This window comes from Oryzisolibacter sp. LB2S (genome assembly GCF_040732315.1).
Classification (GTDB): Bacteria; Pseudomonadota; Gammaproteobacteria; order Burkholderiales; family Burkholderiaceae_C; genus Alicycliphilus; species Alicycliphilus soli.
On the sequence record NZ_CP160388.1, the window covers coordinates 939,470 to 955,495 of the forward strand.

At 65.7% G+C, this 16,026-nt stretch carries 16 protein-coding genes and 3 pseudogenes; 18 read left to right on the forward strand and 1 reads right to left on the reverse strand.

Annotated features, from left to right (window positions below; all coding sequences use genetic code 11):
- The first annotated feature begins 9 nt into the window (after window positions 1–9).
- From ABUE11_RS04475 to ABUE11_RS04490, 4 genes and pseudogenes are all read left to right on the forward strand, one after another.
- Window positions 10–903 (forward strand): LysR substrate-binding domain-containing protein, encoded by an 894-nt coding sequence (locus ABUE11_RS04475; RefSeq protein WP_038212384.1) that lies wholly within the window; start codon window positions 10–12, stop codon window positions 901–903.
- Between the two features lie 35 nt (window positions 904–938).
- Window positions 939–1,211 carry an EexN family lipoprotein gene (locus ABUE11_RS04480; RefSeq protein ID WP_038212385.1) on the forward strand — a complete coding sequence of 91 codons (273 nt, stop codon included), beginning with the start codon at window positions 939–941 and terminating at the stop codon, window positions 1,209–1,211.
- A gap of 218 nt (window positions 1,212–1,429) precedes the next feature.
- Window positions 1,430–1,912: pseudogene (locus ABUE11_RS04485) on the forward strand (type IV secretory system conjugative DNA transfer family protein); the annotation flags it as partial.
- 53 nt (window positions 1,913–1,965) lie between these two features.
- A pseudogene (locus tag ABUE11_RS04490) lies at window positions 1,966–2,289 on the forward strand (transposase); the annotation flags it as partial.
- Between the two features lie 6 nt (window positions 2,290–2,295).
- Here ABUE11_RS04490 and ABUE11_RS04495 read toward each other — a convergent pair.
- Complete coding sequence (locus tag ABUE11_RS04495; protein ID WP_367067856.1) at window positions 2,296–3,495, reverse strand: ISL3 family transposase; 1,200 nt, start codon at window positions 3,493–3,495, stop codon at window positions 2,296–2,298.
- A 20-nt stretch (window positions 3,496–3,515) separates the two neighbouring features.
- Between ABUE11_RS04495 and ABUE11_RS04500 the strand changes: the two genes are divergently transcribed.
- The 14 genes and pseudogenes from ABUE11_RS04500 to ABUE11_RS04565 all read left to right on the forward strand — a co-directional run bounded on the left by ABUE11_RS04500 (window position 3,516) and on the right by ABUE11_RS04565 (window position 15,789).
- Window positions 3,516–4,052 carry an IS5 family transposase gene (locus tag ABUE11_RS04500; RefSeq protein ID WP_367067857.1) on the forward strand — a complete coding sequence of 179 codons (537 nt, stop codon included), beginning with the start codon at window positions 3,516–3,518 and terminating at the stop codon, window positions 4,050–4,052.
- Window positions 4,053–4,058: 6 nt separating this feature from the next.
- A pseudogene (traG, locus tag ABUE11_RS04505) lies at window positions 4,059–5,585 on the forward strand (IncP-type conjugal transfer protein TraG); the annotation flags it as partial.
- Complete coding sequence (locus ABUE11_RS04510; RefSeq protein ID WP_003111089.1) at window positions 5,582–6,046, forward strand: ribbon-helix-helix protein, CopG family; 465 nt, start codon at window positions 5,582–5,584, stop codon at window positions 6,044–6,046. The pseudogene traG and the gene ABUE11_RS04510, both read left to right, overlap by 4 nt.
- On the forward strand, window positions 6,043–7,101 hold the full coding sequence (trbB, locus tag ABUE11_RS04515) for a P-type conjugative transfer ATPase TrbB (protein ID WP_367067858.1): 1,059 nt from the start codon (window positions 6,043–6,045) through the stop codon (window positions 7,099–7,101). The genes ABUE11_RS04510 and trbB overlap by 4 nt, the downstream gene beginning before the upstream one ends.
- The gene (locus tag ABUE11_RS04520; RefSeq protein ID WP_367067859.1) at window positions 7,098–7,484 is read left to right on the forward strand and encodes a TrbC/VirB2 family protein; all 387 of its coding nucleotides are present in this window, start codon (window positions 7,098–7,100) and stop codon (window positions 7,482–7,484) included. The genes trbB and ABUE11_RS04520 overlap by 4 nt, the downstream gene beginning before the upstream one ends.
- Window positions 7,481–7,753, forward strand: coding sequence for a VirB3 family type IV secretion system protein (locus tag ABUE11_RS04525; RefSeq protein WP_367067860.1), 273 nt, complete (start codon window positions 7,481–7,483; stop codon window positions 7,751–7,753). The genes ABUE11_RS04520 and ABUE11_RS04525 overlap by 4 nt, the downstream gene beginning before the upstream one ends.
- Window positions 7,754–7,765: 12 nt before the next feature.
- A complete protein-coding gene (gene trbE, locus ABUE11_RS04530; RefSeq protein ID WP_367067861.1) occupies window positions 7,766–10,201 on the forward strand; it encodes a conjugal transfer protein TrbE in 2,436 nt (811 codons plus the stop codon).
- Window positions 10,198–10,926: a P-type conjugative transfer protein TrbJ gene (gene trbJ / locus ABUE11_RS04535; RefSeq protein ID WP_038212401.1), complete on the forward strand. Its 729-nt coding sequence runs from the start codon at window positions 10,198–10,200 to the stop codon at window positions 10,924–10,926. The genes trbE and trbJ overlap by 4 nt, the downstream gene beginning before the upstream one ends.
- 11 nt (window positions 10,927–10,937) lie before the next feature.
- Window positions 10,938–11,261 (forward strand): EexN family lipoprotein, encoded by a 324-nt coding sequence (locus ABUE11_RS04540; protein ID WP_038212403.1) that lies wholly within the window; start codon window positions 10,938–10,940, stop codon window positions 11,259–11,261.
- Window positions 11,258–12,592: a P-type conjugative transfer protein TrbL gene (gene trbL / locus ABUE11_RS04545; protein WP_367067862.1), complete on the forward strand. Its 1,335-nt coding sequence runs from the start codon at window positions 11,258–11,260 to the stop codon at window positions 12,590–12,592. Before ABUE11_RS04540 ends, trbL begins: the two co-directional genes overlap by 4 nt.
- An 11-nt stretch (window positions 12,593–12,603) precedes the next feature.
- Window positions 12,604–13,308 carry a conjugal transfer protein TrbF gene (trbF, locus tag ABUE11_RS04550; RefSeq protein WP_317703107.1) on the forward strand — a complete coding sequence of 235 codons (705 nt, stop codon included), beginning with the start codon at window positions 12,604–12,606 and terminating at the stop codon, window positions 13,306–13,308.
- Entirely contained in the window at window positions 13,305–14,285 is a 981-nt protein-coding gene (gene trbG, locus ABUE11_RS04555; protein WP_367067863.1) for a P-type conjugative transfer protein TrbG, read from the forward strand. The genes trbF and trbG overlap by 4 nt, the downstream gene beginning before the upstream one ends.
- Window positions 14,286–14,287: 2 nt before the next feature.
- Window positions 14,288–15,547, forward strand: coding sequence for a TrbI/VirB10 family protein (locus tag ABUE11_RS04560; RefSeq protein ID WP_038212420.1), 1,260 nt, complete (start codon window positions 14,288–14,290; stop codon window positions 15,545–15,547).
- Window positions 15,544–15,789 (forward strand): DUF2274 domain-containing protein, encoded by a 246-nt coding sequence (locus tag ABUE11_RS04565; protein ID WP_038212423.1) that lies wholly within the window; start codon window positions 15,544–15,546, stop codon window positions 15,787–15,789. Before ABUE11_RS04560 ends, ABUE11_RS04565 begins: the two co-directional genes overlap by 4 nt.
- Window positions 15,790–16,026 lie beyond the last annotated feature (237 nt).

Sequence of the window (16,026 nt, forward strand, 5' to 3'; positions counted from 1 at the left end):
CATCGACTCATGGAATTCCGTCACCTTCGGTACTTTCTGGCCGTTGCTGAGGAGCTGCACTTCGCCCGCGCTGCGGAGCGGCTGCATATCGAACAGTCACCACTGTCGCGCGCCATCAGGGAATTGGAAGAAGAATTGGGCGCACAACTGTTCGTGCGTACCAGCCGCAGCACGCGCCTGACGCTTGCGGGCAAGCTGCTGATGGAGAACGCGCCTCGCGTGCTGTTGGCGCTGGACCAAGCGCGTGAGAGCGTGAAGGCAGCGGCCAATGGCTTTCACGGCCGGTTGCGCGTGGCGCTGTCCGACGGCATCAGCCCCTCGCGCCTGCCGGCACTGCTGGCCCGCTGCCGCGAGGAAGACCCGGAGATCGAGATCCGCCTGTTCGAGGTGCCGCTGGCCCAGCAGCTCAGCGGCCTGCGTGACGATCTATACGACGCGGGCTTCTCGATGGCCGACGAGGTGGGCGACGGCATCATCATCGAACCCGCCTGGGAGGATGAGCTGATGGTCGCCATGCCCGCGCGCCATGAACTACTGGCCCACAGGCGGGTACCGCTGGATGAAGTGCTGCAACATCCCCTGGTGCTGGGCGACCCGGCAGTTTGCGAAGGCCATGCCAAGCAGATCGACCGCATCCTGCGCAAGCAGGACCGGGAGCCCTTGATCGAACAGTACGTCGCCACGTTCGACGTGATGATGACTTTCGTGTCGGCCGGCTTGGCGCTGGGGCTCGCAGGCGCCGCGCACATCGCTTCCAGCCACGAGCCGGGCGTGGTGGGCCGACCGCTCGCGGGAAAGTCGCCCATGCTCACCACCTATCTGCTGCGCCGCGACGCCGAGCCGTCGCAGGCGCTAGCCCGCTTTATCGAGCGGGTCGAAGCCCTGGTACCGGGAGACGCTTAGCCATTGGCCCCGTTTCACTTCGGAGGATTCAAGCCATGAACCTATCCAAGATCATCGCTATGTCGTCGCTAGCAGTTCTGCTGGTCGCCTGCGGCAAGTCTGAGCCGTCCAAGCCCGCCGCCGTGCCCAGCGTGGAGCAACTGGCTGCTGACCCCGTGCGTTTGCGAGAACTGCGCCAGCAGTGCAAGACGGATCGTCCGACGATGGGCGACGTGCTGTGCAACCGAGTGGCCGAAGCGACGAACCGGCGTTTCCTGGGTGACGGCAAGGTGCCTTATACGCCGCCGAAGGAACCGCCGAAGTTCTGATGGTCGGTTTGCCGCAACGCACCTGCGCGTGCCTGCGCCTTTTTGCGCGCTGCGCAGCAGCGCGCCCGTTGTGGCGGTCTTTCGCCCCAGTTCTTCCCTGCCGGAAACCATGCTTTTTGCGGCATCAACATGCCGATAACGGTCTTTGACCGGCACGCCCAGCGGCACTGATCCTCACGAGGGCGGCACATGCCTGTGCTGCGATCGGAGGCTGGATGATGCAGGGAACGAACGTGCTGTTCGGTCAGATTGCCGTGGTGTTCGGCATCGTGATCGCTGGGGTGTGGAGCGCCACGCAATGGACAGCCGCCGCCCTGGGCTATCAGCTACGCCTTGGCTCGCCCTGGTTCGATTTCTTCGGTACGCCGGTCTATCACCCGTGGCGGCTGTTCGAGTGGTGGTTCGTCTTCGACGCCTACGCGCCGCGCGTGTTCGACACCGGCGGCGCCATCGCGGGCGGCAGCGGCTTGCTGGCGGTGGTGGTCGCCATCGGCATGTCGATATGGCGCTCGCGCCAGTCGCGCCTGGTCACGACCTACGGCTCGGCCCGCTGGGCGAACGCGGATGACATTCGCAAGGCCGGCCTCACGCAACCGGCCGGCGTGTTCCTCGGCCAGCACGATCGCCAGTACCTGCGACATGAGGGGCCGGAGCACGTCCTGACCTTTGCGCCCACGCGCAGCGGCAAAGGCGTCGGCCTAGGGCGTGTTAACACTAATTGTTTTTGCGCCCGCCATGGCACAGACTGGCAGCCATGGAGATAACGCCAGAACAATTCGCCAAGATCGAGCACTGCCTTCCCACGCAGCGAGGAAACGTCAGCCTGAGCAACTTGCAGGTCGTCAACGCCATCCTCTACGTAGCCGAGCATGGCTGCAAGTGGCGTGGACTGCCCAAGCGCTTCGGTAACTGGCACACGATCTACACGCGCATGAACCGCTGGACCAAGGCTGGGGTCCTCGACAGAATGTTCGAGGAACTGCAGAAGGCTCAGGTTGTGCGCATCAAGATCGAGGCGGTGTCACTGGACTCCACAAGCATCAAGGTGCACCCAGACGGCACGGGCGCGCTAAAAAAAGGTTCTTCACGGATTCCCGGGGAACGCTGCCTTGATTTTGAGGAAGAAGTAGTCGGTATCCCGATACCCGTAAGCCATGCGCTTAATGACCTTGATACGGTTATTGATGCCTTCGAGCTGCCCGGTGTGCATGGGCCAGCGCACCCGGGCCAAAATACCTCGCCAGTACTTGCGCAGCCTGGCTGCAAATTGCTGCAAACACACAATGGCACTTTCCTTGCAGTGGCTCAGCCACTGATTCCAGCGCCTGCGCCACTCCCACGGATCGGGCGCATCCCATAAGCTCTTGAGCGTTTGCTTGAGCACGTACACCGTCATCAAGGCCTCATTGGCCTGCAGCACCTCCTGCAGACGCACTTGCTCACTGTCCTTGAGGTTGTCTGCGTTGCGTAGCAGCAGCCAATGGGCCTGCTTGACCACCTTCCTGCCCGGCTTGTCGTGGCGCAAGGCGTTGGCCGCATCGACTCTGACGCGGGAGATGACCTCACGACCATACTTGGCCACCACGTGAAAGAGGTCGTAGACGATGCGGGCCTTGGGGCACCAGTGGCGCACCTCCAAGTCAAATGCCGTATTCATATCCATGGCAACGGCCTCGATACGTCTGCAGCCCTGTGGGCCCAGGGCCTGGAAGAAGGGGCGTATGGCCTTGCGACTGCGATCCTTGGCGATATAGAGCACCCGGCGTGTATCCGCATCCAGAATCACCGTGGCATAGCGATGGCCCTTGTGCAGGGCAAACTCATCCATGACCAGCCTGGTGGGCTGGGGTGCGGGTAATTCTCTGACCACTTCTTGCAAGTGGCGCTTGTCGATCTGGCGCACCGTCGACCAGTGCAGCCCAAACATCTGGGCCACATGCTTGATGGGCATACGGCTGCAGCAACTGGCCACCGTCTGCGCCATCGCATCGGTGATGCGACTGAAGCGCCCCAGCCAGCGTACGTGCTGCAGGCAAGGCCCACAGTGTGGGCAGTTCACGCGCAGCAGCTGCACCTGCAGTGTCAGGATCCTGCCCACCAAAGGCAAATCGCGTACCTTGCGTTCGGTGTATTCATGCACCGAGTTCACGCGGGTCAGGCACGAACCACAGCGCAGTTGCGCCCTGTCGGGCAGCAGACGCAATTGGGCTGTATCGGCCTGTATGTAGGAATCGGCAACGTAAAAACCGGGCCAAAGGGTTGGCCAGCAGGTATCCTGATGCATGCAGCGGTGCTCCGAGGAGGATGGGTTGGTCGCACAACCATCATGCTTCGGATGTCACCGCTGTTTTTATTGCCAATGCGCTCGGCTCCACGCAAATCCGTGAAGAACCTAAAAAAAACGGCCCCCAATCCATCGGCAAGTCTCGAGGTGGATGGACAACCAAGATTCATATGGTTGCCGCGGATGCTCGAACGGCCATAACGTTCTCACTGTCGCCGGGCCAGGCCGGCGATGCCCCACAAGGGCGCGAACTGCTCGCCAGCCTGGGCGCCCCGAACCGGCCGCTGCACCTGCTCATGGACAAGGCCTACGAGGGCAACGAGACGCGCCAGTTGGCGCTCGATTTGGGCTACATCCCCGTCGTGCCACCGCTGCGTACCCGCGTCGAGCCTTGGGAGTACGACCGCGAGATGTACAAGCGCCGCAACGAGGTTGAGCGTCTATTCCGCCGCCTCAAGGGCTTCCGGCGCATCTTCACGCGGTTCGAGAAACTCGACATCATGTTCCTCGGCTTCATCAGCTTTGTACTCGTCGCTGATGGGCTTCGGATGTGTTAACAGGCCCTAGTGGTGCCGACACTGCTTTCCTGGCCTGCATCCGCCGTCATCCACGACATCAAGGGCGAGAACTGGCAGATCACCGCAGGCTGGCGTTCGCGCTTCTCGCATTGCCTGCTGTTCAACCCGACCGATGCGAAGTCGGCCGCCTACAACCCGCTGCTGGAGGTGCGGCGCGGCGCGTATGAAGTGCGCGACGTGCAGAACATCGCGGACATTCTGGTCGATCCCGAAGGCGCGCTGGAGAAGCGCAACCATTGGGAAAAGACCAGCCACGCGCTGTTGGTCGGCGCCATCCTGCATGTGCTCTACGCGGGCGAGGACAAGACGCTGCGCGGCGTCGCCAACTTCCTCTCCGACCCGGCCAGCCCGTTCGAGCTGACCCTGCACCGGATGATGACCACGCCGCACTTGGGCGATGGGCCGCATCCTGTCGTCGCTTCGGCGGCGCGCGAAGTGCTCAACAAGTCGGACAACGAACGCTCGGGCGTGCTGTCCACGGCCATGTCGTTCCTGGGCCTGTACCGCGATCCCACGGTGGCCGAAGTCACGTCGCGGTGCGATTGGCGCATTGCCGACCTGATCGCAGCCGAGCATCCGGTGTCGCTGTATCTGGTGGTGCCGCCTTCGGACATTTCGCGGACGAAGCCGCTCATCCGCCTGATCCTCAACCAGATCGGCCGGCGCCTCACCGAATCGCTCGATGGCTCCGACGGCATCGAGCGCCGCCACAAGCTGCTGCTGATGCTCGATGAGTTCCCGGCGCTGGGACGCCTGGACTTTTTCGAGACGGCGCTGGCCTTCATGGCGGGCTACGGCATCCGCAGCTTCCTCATCGCGCAGTCGCTCAACCAGATCGACAAAGCCTACGGCCAGAACCATTCGATCCTGGACAACTGCCACGTTCGGGTGACGTTCGCCACGAACGACGAGCGCACCGCCAAGCGGATCTCCGAGACGCTGGGCACCGCCACCGAGCTGCGCGCCCAGCGCAACTACGCGGGACACCGACTCGCGCCGTGGCTGGGGCACCTGATGGTGTCGCGCCAGGAAACCGCGCGCCCGCTGCTGACGCCGGGCGAAGTCATGCAGCTTCCGCCTGACGAGGCCGTGGTGATGGTGTCCAGCGTGGCGCCGATCAAGGCGAAGAAGCTGCGCTACTACGCGGACGCCAATTTCAAGCGTCGCGTGCTGCCACCGCCCGCGCTGGCGGATGGGCAGTACGCAGACGCGCCGCCGTCGCGGCCCGACGACTGGAGTGGGCTGGCGATTCCTGCTGTGCCCACCGCACCAGCCACGGCATCCGCCGACGGCCTGGAGAACTTGGGTTCGACCGACGACGGCGGCCCGCGCCGTCAGCCCGAACTCTCCGAAACCGTCGCCTACGACCCCGAGCTGGCCGCTCCCGCGGCCGACCTTGGGCTGCTCGACGACGACGACCTGCCGCTTCCCCTTCCTCGCCAGCTCGATCCAGCCATGCAGCGCACGGCCCGGCTGGCTTCCCTCGACCCCAACGACGGAATCGAGCTATGAGTCACTACCGCCTCAACCTGTTCATCCAGCCGGAGCACGCCAAGCGGCTCGATGAGCTGGCCGCCAAGAAAGGCGTGTCCAAGTCGTCCATCGTCGCGGCGGCGCTCGCATCGTGGCTTTCGCCCGATGCTGCCGACCAGCGCGAGGCGGCCATTGCCAAGCGGCTTGATCGCCTGTCGCGCCAAGCCGAGCGCATGGAGCGCGACCAGAACATCGCCATCGAAACGCTGGCGCTGTTCATCCGCTACTACCTGACCGTGAGCACGCCAGTTCCCGAGGCGCACCAAGACGCGGCACGCGCGCAGGGAAAGGCGCGGTTTGAGCAGTTCACCGAGCAGCTTGGCCGCCATCTGCTGCGGGGCCGCAGCCTGGTGCGCGACGTGGTGGAGGAACTGCATCCCGACCCGATGCGGATGGAAGACGCGGCGGCAGCCGCGCAAGCGCAGGAGCGTGCGTCATGAGCGCCATTCCGCAGTCCATGAGTGCCACGTCGCTCGACCGCCGCATCCAGATGCTGCGCACGGCTATGGGGCCACTAATCGCCGCTGCGCTCGAAGACCCGGACGTGGTGGAGGTGATGCTGAATCCCGATCGCACCCTTTGGGTGGATCGGCTTTCCAGTGGGCGTGCGCCGATGGGCGTGGAACTGCCTGAGGCGGATGGCGAGCGAATCATCCGCCTGGTCGCGGCCCACGTCGGCGCGGAAGCCAATCGCGGCCAGCCGCTGCTGTCCGCCGAGTTGCCCGAGACGGGCGAACGCTTCGAGGGCATCTTGCCGCCGGCAGCGCCAGGGCCGGCCTTCGCGCTGCGCAAGCGCGCCTTTGGCGTGATCCCGCTGTCGCGCTACATCGAGGACGAAATGATGACCGCCGCGCAGGCGGGCTTGCTGGTGCGCGCCGTGCGCGAACGCCAGAACATCCTGATCGCCGGCGGGACGAGTACCGGCAAGACCACCTTGGCCAATGCGCTATTGGCCGAGATCGCCGCCACGGGCGACCGCGTATTGGTGCTCGAAGACACGGTGGAGCTGCAATGCGCGGCCCGTGACCACGTTCCCCTGCGCACCCGCGCAGGCGTGGTGTCGATGACCGAGCTGGTTCGCTCGTCCATGCGCTTGCGCCCTGATCGCGTCGTCGTCGGCGAGGTGCGCGGTGCCGAGGCACTGGATCTCATCAAGGTGTGGGGCACAGGCCATCCGGGCGGCATCGCCACGATCCATGCCGGCTCCGCGCTCGGCGCGCTGCTGCGCCTGGAGCAACTGATTCTCGAAGTGGCGGTGAACCCGCCCCGTGCGCTGATCGCCGAGGCGGTCAATGTGGTGATCCACATCGCCGGACGCGGGCGCAAGCGCCGCATCGAGAGCATCGCCCGCGTCGTCGGCTTCGACGGCGTCGGCTACCAACTGGCGGACGCGATGGACACGCCGTTTCCCAAGCTGTCGCCAGTTCTCGATGCCGCATCCGCTGCGGCGACTTCCTCATCCCCGTCCCTCAATCCCTCTGGAGAACTGCCATGACGCACGCCCATGCTTTCCGTGTTTCCGTAAATCCGCCTTCTCACCCGTCCAACCTCGCGCGGCTGCGCTGCCTGACCCGCCCTGCGGGGCAAGGGCTGCTGCTGTCCGCGCTGCTGCTGTTCCTGGCCGGAACTGCGCAGGCCGCCGGTTCCTCGATGCCGTGGGAAGGCCCGCTGCAATCCATCCTCGAATCCATCCAGGGGCCGGTGGCCCGCATCGTGGCCGTCATCATCATCATCGCCACAGGCCTCGCGCTGGCTTTCGGCGACACGTCGGGCGGCTTCCGCAAGCTGATCCAGATCGTGTTCGGCTTGAGCATCGCCTTCGCCGCGTCCTCGTTCTTCCTGTCGTTCTTTTCGTTCTCTGGCGGGGCTGTCGTATGAACGCGCCGGACAGCTACGCGGCAGGGTTCGAGGTGCCTTTGCACCGCTCGCTCACCGAGCCGATCTTGCTGGGCGGCGCACCTCGTACCGTGGCGATTGCCAACGGCACGCTGGCCGCCGCTGTCGGGCTGGGCCTGCAACTGTGGATTCCGGGCGTGGTGCTCTGGATCGTCGGCCATTCGCTGGCGGTGTGGGGAGCGCGCGTCGATCCGCAGTTCATGGCCGTGTTCGCCCGGCATATCAAGCACCGCCCGCTGCTGGACGTGTGAGGGGACGCCGCCATGCTAAACCTTGCCGAATATCGCCAGCGCCCGGCCTTGCTCGCCGACTGGTTGCCCTGGGCCGGGCTGATCGCACCGGGCGTCGTCTTGAACAAGGACGGCAGTTTCCAGCGCACGGCCCGGTTTCGCGGGCCTGACCTCGATAGCGCAACGCAAGGCGAACTGATTGCCACGTCGGCGCGCTTGAACAACGCGCTGCGTCGTATGGGTTCGGGCTGGGCGCTGTTCATCGAAGCCGAGCGCCGGCCCGCAGCCGACTATCCGCACTCGGAGTTTCCCGAGCCGTTGTCGTGGCTGGTGGACGAGGAACGCCGCGCTACGTTCGAGGACTCGGGCAACCACTTCGAGAGCGGCTACCACCTGACGCTGGTGTACCTGCCGCCCGAGGAATCACGCGCCCGCGCGGCCGGGATGCTGTACGAGAACCGGCCCACCGAAGGCGTGGACTGGCGCGAGCGCCTGACGGCCTTCGTCGCGGAAACCGATCGCATCTTCGACCTGCTCGATGGCGTGATGCCGGAAATCGCGTGGCTGGACGACAGCCAGACGCTGACCTTCCTGCACGCCACCATCTCGACGCGGCGCTATCGCGTCGGCGTGCCTGAAGTGCCTTTCCACATCGATGCGCTGCTGACCGACTCCGCGCTGGTCGGTGGCCTGGCGCCCATGCTGGGCGGCCAGCACCTGCGCGTGGTGTCGGTGCGTGGCTTCCCGACCTCGACTTGGCCGGGGATTCTGGATGACCTCAACCGCCTCGGCTTTGGCTATCGCTGGTCCACCCGGTTCCTCTGCATGGACAAAGCCGATGCGGAAAAGGAGCTGTCCCGCCTGCGCCGCCAGTGGTTCGCCAAGCGCAAGAACGTGATCGCGCTGCTGCGCGAAACCATCTTCCAGCAGGAAACCCCGCTGGTCGATACCGACGCCAGCAACAAATCGGCCGATGCGGACGCGGCCTTGCAGGAACTGGGCAGCGATCAGGTGGCCTTCGGGTATGTCACCACCACGGTGACGGTGCTCGATGCCGAACCGGCGAAGGCCGACGAGAAGCTGCGCATGGTGGAGCGGGTCATCCAGGGCCGGGGCTTCGTGACGATGCCCGAGGCCTTGAACGCGGTGGATGCCTGGCTGTCGTCCATTCCCGGCCATGCCTACGCCAACGTGCGCCAGCCCATCGTCTCGACGCTGAACTTGGCGCACCTGATGCCGGTGTCGGCGGTATGGGCCGGCCCCGAGCGCAATAACCATCTCAACGGCCCGCCGCTGATCGTGACGCGCACCGACGGCGCGACACCGTTCCGGCTGGTGACGCACATCGGCGACGTGGGCCACACGCTGGTCGCGGGGCCGACCGGCATGGGCAAGTCGGTGCTGCTCGCCACCTTGGCGATGCAGTTCCGGCGCTATCGCGGATCGCGCATCCTCGCGTTCGACATGGGCCGCTCCATCCGGGCAACGGTGCTGGGTCTGGGCGGCGAGCACTACGACCTCGGTATGGATGGCGAGATCGCATTCCAGCCCTTGGCCCGCATCGACCGCGAGGGTTATCGAACCTGGGCCGCCGAGTGGATCGAAGGCCGCTTGCGGCATGAAGGCGTGACCGTCGGCCCGGAGGAGAAGGCTGCCATCTGGTCGGCGCTCGGCAGCCTCGCCGGTGCTCCGCTGGAGCAGCGCACGATGACCGGCCTGTCGGTGCTGCTGCAATCGAACGCGCTGCGCCAGGCGCTCGCGCCCTACGTGCTCGGCGGCGCCCACGGCAAGCTGCTGGATGCGGATTCGGATCGCCTGGGTTCCGGCGCCGTGCAGTGCTTCGAGATGGAAGAGCTGATGCACAGCAAGGCCGCCGTCATGGCCGTGCTGCACTACCTCTTTGCCCGGTTCGATGAACGCTTTGACGGTGCGCCCACGCTGCTGATCCTCGATGAGGCGTGGCTGTTTCTCGATGACCCGGTGTTCGCGGCCCGCATCCGCCAGTGGCTCAAGACGCTGCGCAAGAAGAACGTCAGCGTCATCTTCGCCACGCAGAGCCTCGCCGACATCAAGGATTCGAGCATCGCGCCGGCCATCATCGAGAGCTGCGCCAGCCGCATCTTCCTGCCCAACCCGCAGGCGACCGAGCCGCAGATCAGGGCTATCTACGAAGGCTTCGGGCTGAACTCGCGCCAGATCGAAATCGTCGCCACCGCGCAGCCCAAGCGCGACTACTACTACCAATCCCGTCTCGGCAACCGCCTGTTCGACCTCGACCTGGGCGCCGCGACCTTGGCCTTCGCGGGTGCTTCCACGCCGCAAGACCAGCGCGACATCGACGCGGTGCTCGCCGCTACATCTGCATCCACCCCGTTCGCAGCCGCCTGGCTGCGCCACCGCGGCCTGCATTGGGCGGCCGAACTGCTGTCCTCGTTCCCGTCCACCCACCCCAAGGAGAACCCATCATGAAGAAGCGTCTTCTCGCCGCCGCCGTCGCGGCCATGCTTTGCACCGCTACCGCCGTGCAGGCGCAATGGGTCGTGATCGACCCTACGAACCTCGTGCAGAACACGCTGACCGCGATCCGCACGCTGGAGCAGATCAACAACCAGATCAAGCAGCTCCAGCACGAAGCGCAGATGCTCATCAACCAGGCGCGCAACCTCGCCAGCCTGCCGTCCAGCGTAGTGGGCCAGTTGCGCGCCAACCTGGCGACCACGCAGCGGCTGATCGCGCAGGCCAAGGGCCTGGCCTATGACGTGACCAATCTGGATCGGGAGTTCCAGCGCCTGTACCCGGAGCAGTACGCCGCCACCGTCAGCGGCAATCAGATGTACCGCGACGCGCAGGAGCGTTGGAAGAACACGCTCAGCGGCCTGCAGACCACCATGCAGATGCAGGCCCAGGCGTCGCAGAACCTGAGCGACGACGAAGGCGTGCTGGCCGACCTCGTGGGCAAGAGCCAGTCGGCCGTGGGCGCTTTGCAGGCGATGCAGGCCATGAACCAGCTTCTGGCCTTGCAGGCCAAGCAGTCCATCCAGACGCAGCGCCTGAGCATCACCCAGGATCGTGCCGCTTCGCTGGAACTGGCGCGGCAGGCCGCCGCTGTGGAGCGAGGCCGCGAGGTGAACCGGCGCTTCCTGGGTGAAGGCACGCCGTACACGCCGCAGTCCGTCGATTTCTACAGCCGTTGACGGGTGCTGCCATGACCCGCGCGCCTGCTCTCTGCGGTTTTGTGCTCCTGCTGGCCGGCTGCGGCCAGCAGGAGGTGCCTTCGGTCGATGCGCTCTCGGCAGATCCGTCGCGGCTGCGCTTGCTCAAGGAGCAATGCCGGGCGGGCCAGCTCGACGGCGCGTCTTGCGCGCAGGTGGCCCAGGCCGATTTGCGCCGCTTTCTCTCCGGCCTGGCCGGGCCGGATGAGTACCGGACGCTGGCCGATCTGCCGCCGATTCCGCCCAGCTTCGATGAACCCGCCGAGGACCGCAATGCGGTGGCAACGGCCTCGCCTGGGCAGGAGGACTTGCCATGAATGACATTTCGATCATTGACCATTTCCTCGATGTGTTCTCGCGCTACATCGACTCGGGATTTGGGCTGCTGCATGGCGAGGTGGCGTTTCTCACGGCCACGCTGATCGTCATCGACATGACGCTCGCCGGGTTGTTCTGGGCGATGGGCCATGCCACCGGCCAGGGCGAGGACGTGATCGCCAAGCTGATCCGCAAGGTGCTGTACGTCGGTGCCTTCGCCTACATCATCGGCAACTTCAACATGCTGGCCAGCGTGGTGTTCCGCTCCTTCGCGGGCTTGGGCCTGACGGCCAGCGGCTCCAGCCTGAGCATGGGCAACTTCTTGCAGCCGGGACGGTTGGCCAAGGCCGGTATCGACGCAGCGGCGCCGATCCTCGACCAGATCAAGGGGCTGTCGGGCTTCCCCGAGGTGTTCATCCACCTCGCGCCCATCGTCGTACTGTTCTTCGCGTGGCTGGTGATCATCGTCAGCTTCTTCGTGTTGGCGGTGCAGCTCTTCGTCACGCTGATCGAGTTCAAGCTGACCACGCTGGCGGGCTTCGTGCTGGTGCCGTTCGCTCTCTGGAACAAGACGGCGTTCCTGGCCGAGAAGGTCTTGGGTAACGTGGTGTCGTCGGGCATCAAGGTGCTGGTGCTGGCCGTCATCGTGGGCATTGGCTCGGGCCTGTTCTCCGAGTTCAACATACCGGCAGGCTCGGAGCCCTCGATCGACCGGGCGCTGGTCATCATGCTGGCTTCGCTGTCCCTGCTGGCGCTGGGCATCTTCGGGCCGGGCATTGCAACTGGCTTGGTGTCCGGCGGGCCGCAGCTCGGCGCGGGCGCGATGGCCGGTGCCGCCATCGGCGCAGCCGGAACCGCTGTGGCGGTCGGTGCCGCGGCTACGGGCGTCGGAAGTGCCGTGGCGGCCGGGGCGCGCATGGCACCCGCCGCCGCTCGCTCGATGGCATCGACCGCCAGCAGCGCCAGGTCGGCGTACCAGGCGGGCTCCGCTTCGGCCGGTGGCGGCCTGAAGGGTGCCGCTGCTGGCGTGGGCAATGTCGCCAAGACTGGCGCGCAGGCGGCCGGGCAGAAGGTGGCCGATGGGGCGCGCTCGATGAAGGAGCGCATGGCGGCGGCCTTTCGGCCCGATGACGCGCCAGCCTCCGGCGCCGCACCCGCCGGCCCTGACGCTGCCGGATCGGCTCCGTCTGCCGAACAACCCGCCTGGGCCAAGCGCCTGCATCGAAGGCAACAGCTCACCCATGCCGCTACGACCGCCGCCCACACGCTGCGCGGCGGCGACGGTGGCAGCTCCAGCCAGGGGCCAAGCCTGCGTGATTCCGATTCATGAGGAGAACTTCCATGCGATTCAAACGACCGCAGGTGCGCTACGCCGACACGCCGCAGCCTGCCACTCCGTACCAATCCGCAGCTCAGGTCTGGGACGAGCGCATCGGCTCGGCCCGCGTGCAGGCCAGGAATTGGCGCTTCATGGCCTTTGGCTGCCTCACCTTGGCCGTGCTGATGGCCGGCGGCCTGGTCTGGCGTTCCGCGCAGTCCATCGTGACGCCCTACGTCATCGAGGTAGACAACGCGGGCCAGGTGCGTGCCGTCGGCGAAGCCGCCACGCCGTACCGGCCCAGCGATGCGCAGATTGCCTACCACCTGGGCCGCTTCATCGGCCTGGTGCGCTCGCTGTCCATCGATCCCATCGTGGTACGGCAGAACTGGCTGGATGCCTACGACTACACGACCGACAAGGGGGCGGTCGTGCTCAACGAGTACGCGCGGGTGGCCGATCCGTTCACGCGCATCGGCAAGGAGTCGGTGACGGTGCAGATCAGCAGCGTGACGCGCGCCAGCGACACGTCTTTCAACGTGCGCTGGACGGAGACGCGCTTTGTCAACGGTGCGCTGGATCGCACCGAGCGCTGGAACGCGGTGGTTTCCATCGTGCAGCAGACGCCGCGCACCGAGCAGCGGGTGCGCAAGAACCCCTTGGGCATCTACGTCAACGGGCTGTCGTGGAGCCGCGAACTGGAAGGAAACGAAGGAGCAAAACCATGAATGATCTTTTCCGTAAATCCGCCTTGCCGATCATGTTGCTTGCCCTCGCGGGCTGCGCCACGCAGGGCAAGCCGCCGCCGTCCATTTCGCTCGATGAGCCGGTGCAGGCCCAGCCGCTGCCGGAGCCGCCTGCGCCGGTGGAGGTGGTGGCCGTGCCACAGGTGCTGCCGATGCCGACGCAAATGAAACCTGTGCCGGATACCAAGCCCGCCCCAGAACCCGCCGATGAAACCGTGCGCGTGTCCCGCGCCAACGCCGAGGCGCGCATTGCACCCACGCGCGAGGGGTACGTCAACGCAATTCAGGTGTGGCCTTTCACGGATGGGGCGCTGTACCAGGTCTATGCGGCAGTGGGCCGCGTGACGGTGATCGCGCTCCAGCCCGGTGAAGATCTGGTGACGGTGGCCGCCGGCGATACCGTGCGCTGGATCGTCGGGGATACATCGAGCGGCAGCGGCGATGCGTTGCGCGTCAACGTGATGGTCAAGCCGATCCGCTCGGGGTTGAAGACGAATCTGGTCATCACGACCAGCCGCAGGACGTACCTGCTGGAGCTGACCTCGACCGAGAAGACGTGGATGGCGTCGGTGTCCTGGGAGTACCCCAAGGACAAGATGCTGGCCTTGCAGCGCCAGGCGCAGGCGGCCAGCGCCGCCGCGCCGGTCGATGCTGGCCTGTCGCTGGAGAAGATCCGTTTCCGCTACGCGGTCAGCGGCAGCAACCCGCCGTGGAAGCCGCTGCGCGCCTTCGACGATGGCGAGAAGGTCTACATCCAGTTCCCCGCTGGCATCGCGCAAGGCGAGTTGCCGCCGCTGTTCGTCATCGGCGCGCAGGGCGATGGGCAACTGGTGAATTACCGCTTCCGCTCGCCGTACTACATCGTGGATCGCCTGTTCGGCGCGGCCGAGTTGCGCCTGGGCGGTGACAAGGGCGATGTGGTTCGGATCGAGCGCACGGACGGAACGCGGAGGAACTGACCATGAGCCAGGACGACTCCCCTGATCTTGCGGCGCAGGCGGGCAAGGTCGCGCCCGAGGCGGTGGCGCTGCGCGCCCAGCCGCGCCCGGTAACGCGCCTGAACCGGCGCACCTTGGCCATGCTCACCGGCGGCCTGTCGGTCGCCGTGCTGGGAGCCACGATCTGGTCATTGCAGTCACATCGGCGCGGCGCAGGCGAGCGGACCGAGCTGTACAACGTCGATCGCGTGTCGAAGTCTGAAGGGCTGGATGGCTTGCCCTCCGACTACTCCAAGCTGCCGAAGGTGCCGGAGCTGGGGCCGCCGCTGCCCGGCGACCTTGGCCCGGCCATCGTGAAGTCGCAGCAGCCGGTGACGCCGACCTATGCGCCACCGGGTCATGACCCGGAGGATGCGCGGCGCAAGGAGGCCGAAGCAGCCGCAGCCTCGTCGGTGTTTTTCCGCTCAGGCACTCCCGGCAAGACCGCAGCGCCAGCGACCGCGCAAGCAGCTGGCCCGGCATCGGCCTTGGCGGGCTTCGACCCGCTGGCCGCTGGCCCGGCCTCGACGGCGGCCCAGCCTGCCGACCCAACCGCCGTGCAGAACCGGCAAAACCAGAAAGAGGCTTTCCTGAAAGGCGCCTCTACGGAAACCCGTAATTCCACCAGTCTGCAAATGCCGTCCTCGCCGTATCAGGTCATGGCGGGAACGGTGATCGCCGGTGCGCTGGTGACGGGCATCAAGTCTGATTTGCCGGGCGACGTGATCGCCACGGTGACGGAGCCGGTCTACGACACGGCGACGGGCAAGTTCCTGCTGATCCCGCAGGGATCGCGCATCCTGGGCAAGTACAACAGCCAGGTGAGCTACGGGCAAAGCCGCGTGCAGGTGGTGTGGAACCGAATCATCCTGCCGGACACGTCTTCGCTGAAGCTCGACAACCTCGCGGGCACCGATCCGGCCGGCTATGCCGGCCTGGAGGATGGTGTCGATTGGCACTGGGATCGCGTCTTTGCCGGTGCGGCGCTGACCACATTGCTGGGCGTGGGTGCCGAGCTGGCCGCGCCGGAGAACCGGCAGAACGGCAACCGCATCGTGATCGCTGGGCGCGACAGCGCACAAGACAGCATCAACCAGGTGGGCCAGGAGATGACCAGGCGCAACATGAACATCCAGCCGACTTTGACGGAGCGGCCGGGCCTGCCGGTGCGGATCATCGTCAACCGCGATCTGGTGCTGCGACCGTACCAGCCAATGTTCTTCAACCGGGGAGCAATGCGATGAACACCACCAAGAAGCTGCGGCTCGGGCCGCTTCCCAAGACTGAGAGCACGAAGCTCACGTTCTCGTGCCCGGCCAGCCTCAAGGCCGACCTCGACTGCTACGCCGCGCTGCACGCTCAAGCGTATGGCGAGGTGGTCGATGCCATGACGCTGATTCCGTACATGCTGGAAGCCTTCATGGCGGGGGACAGGGGATTCAGGAAGGGCTCGGCGATACGGAGCGCGCCAACGAAACCGGCCTGATGGCGTCGCGTGCCATCCAACGGCATTCATCGAACGCGCAGCCTTCGGCTGCGCGTTCTTCGTTCTGGATGCTGCGAAGCCACTTGGGCTATCATGGTGCGACAAGCCCGCCGCCTCCCGGCAATCCAGCACGACCAAGTGCGATCCGGCTTTCTCTCCCGACGCTCTTATGTGGCACCTAGCCCACGACGCAGCAGTCACTTCAAGTGGCCCAAAACAGAGCTAACCTATTGCCCT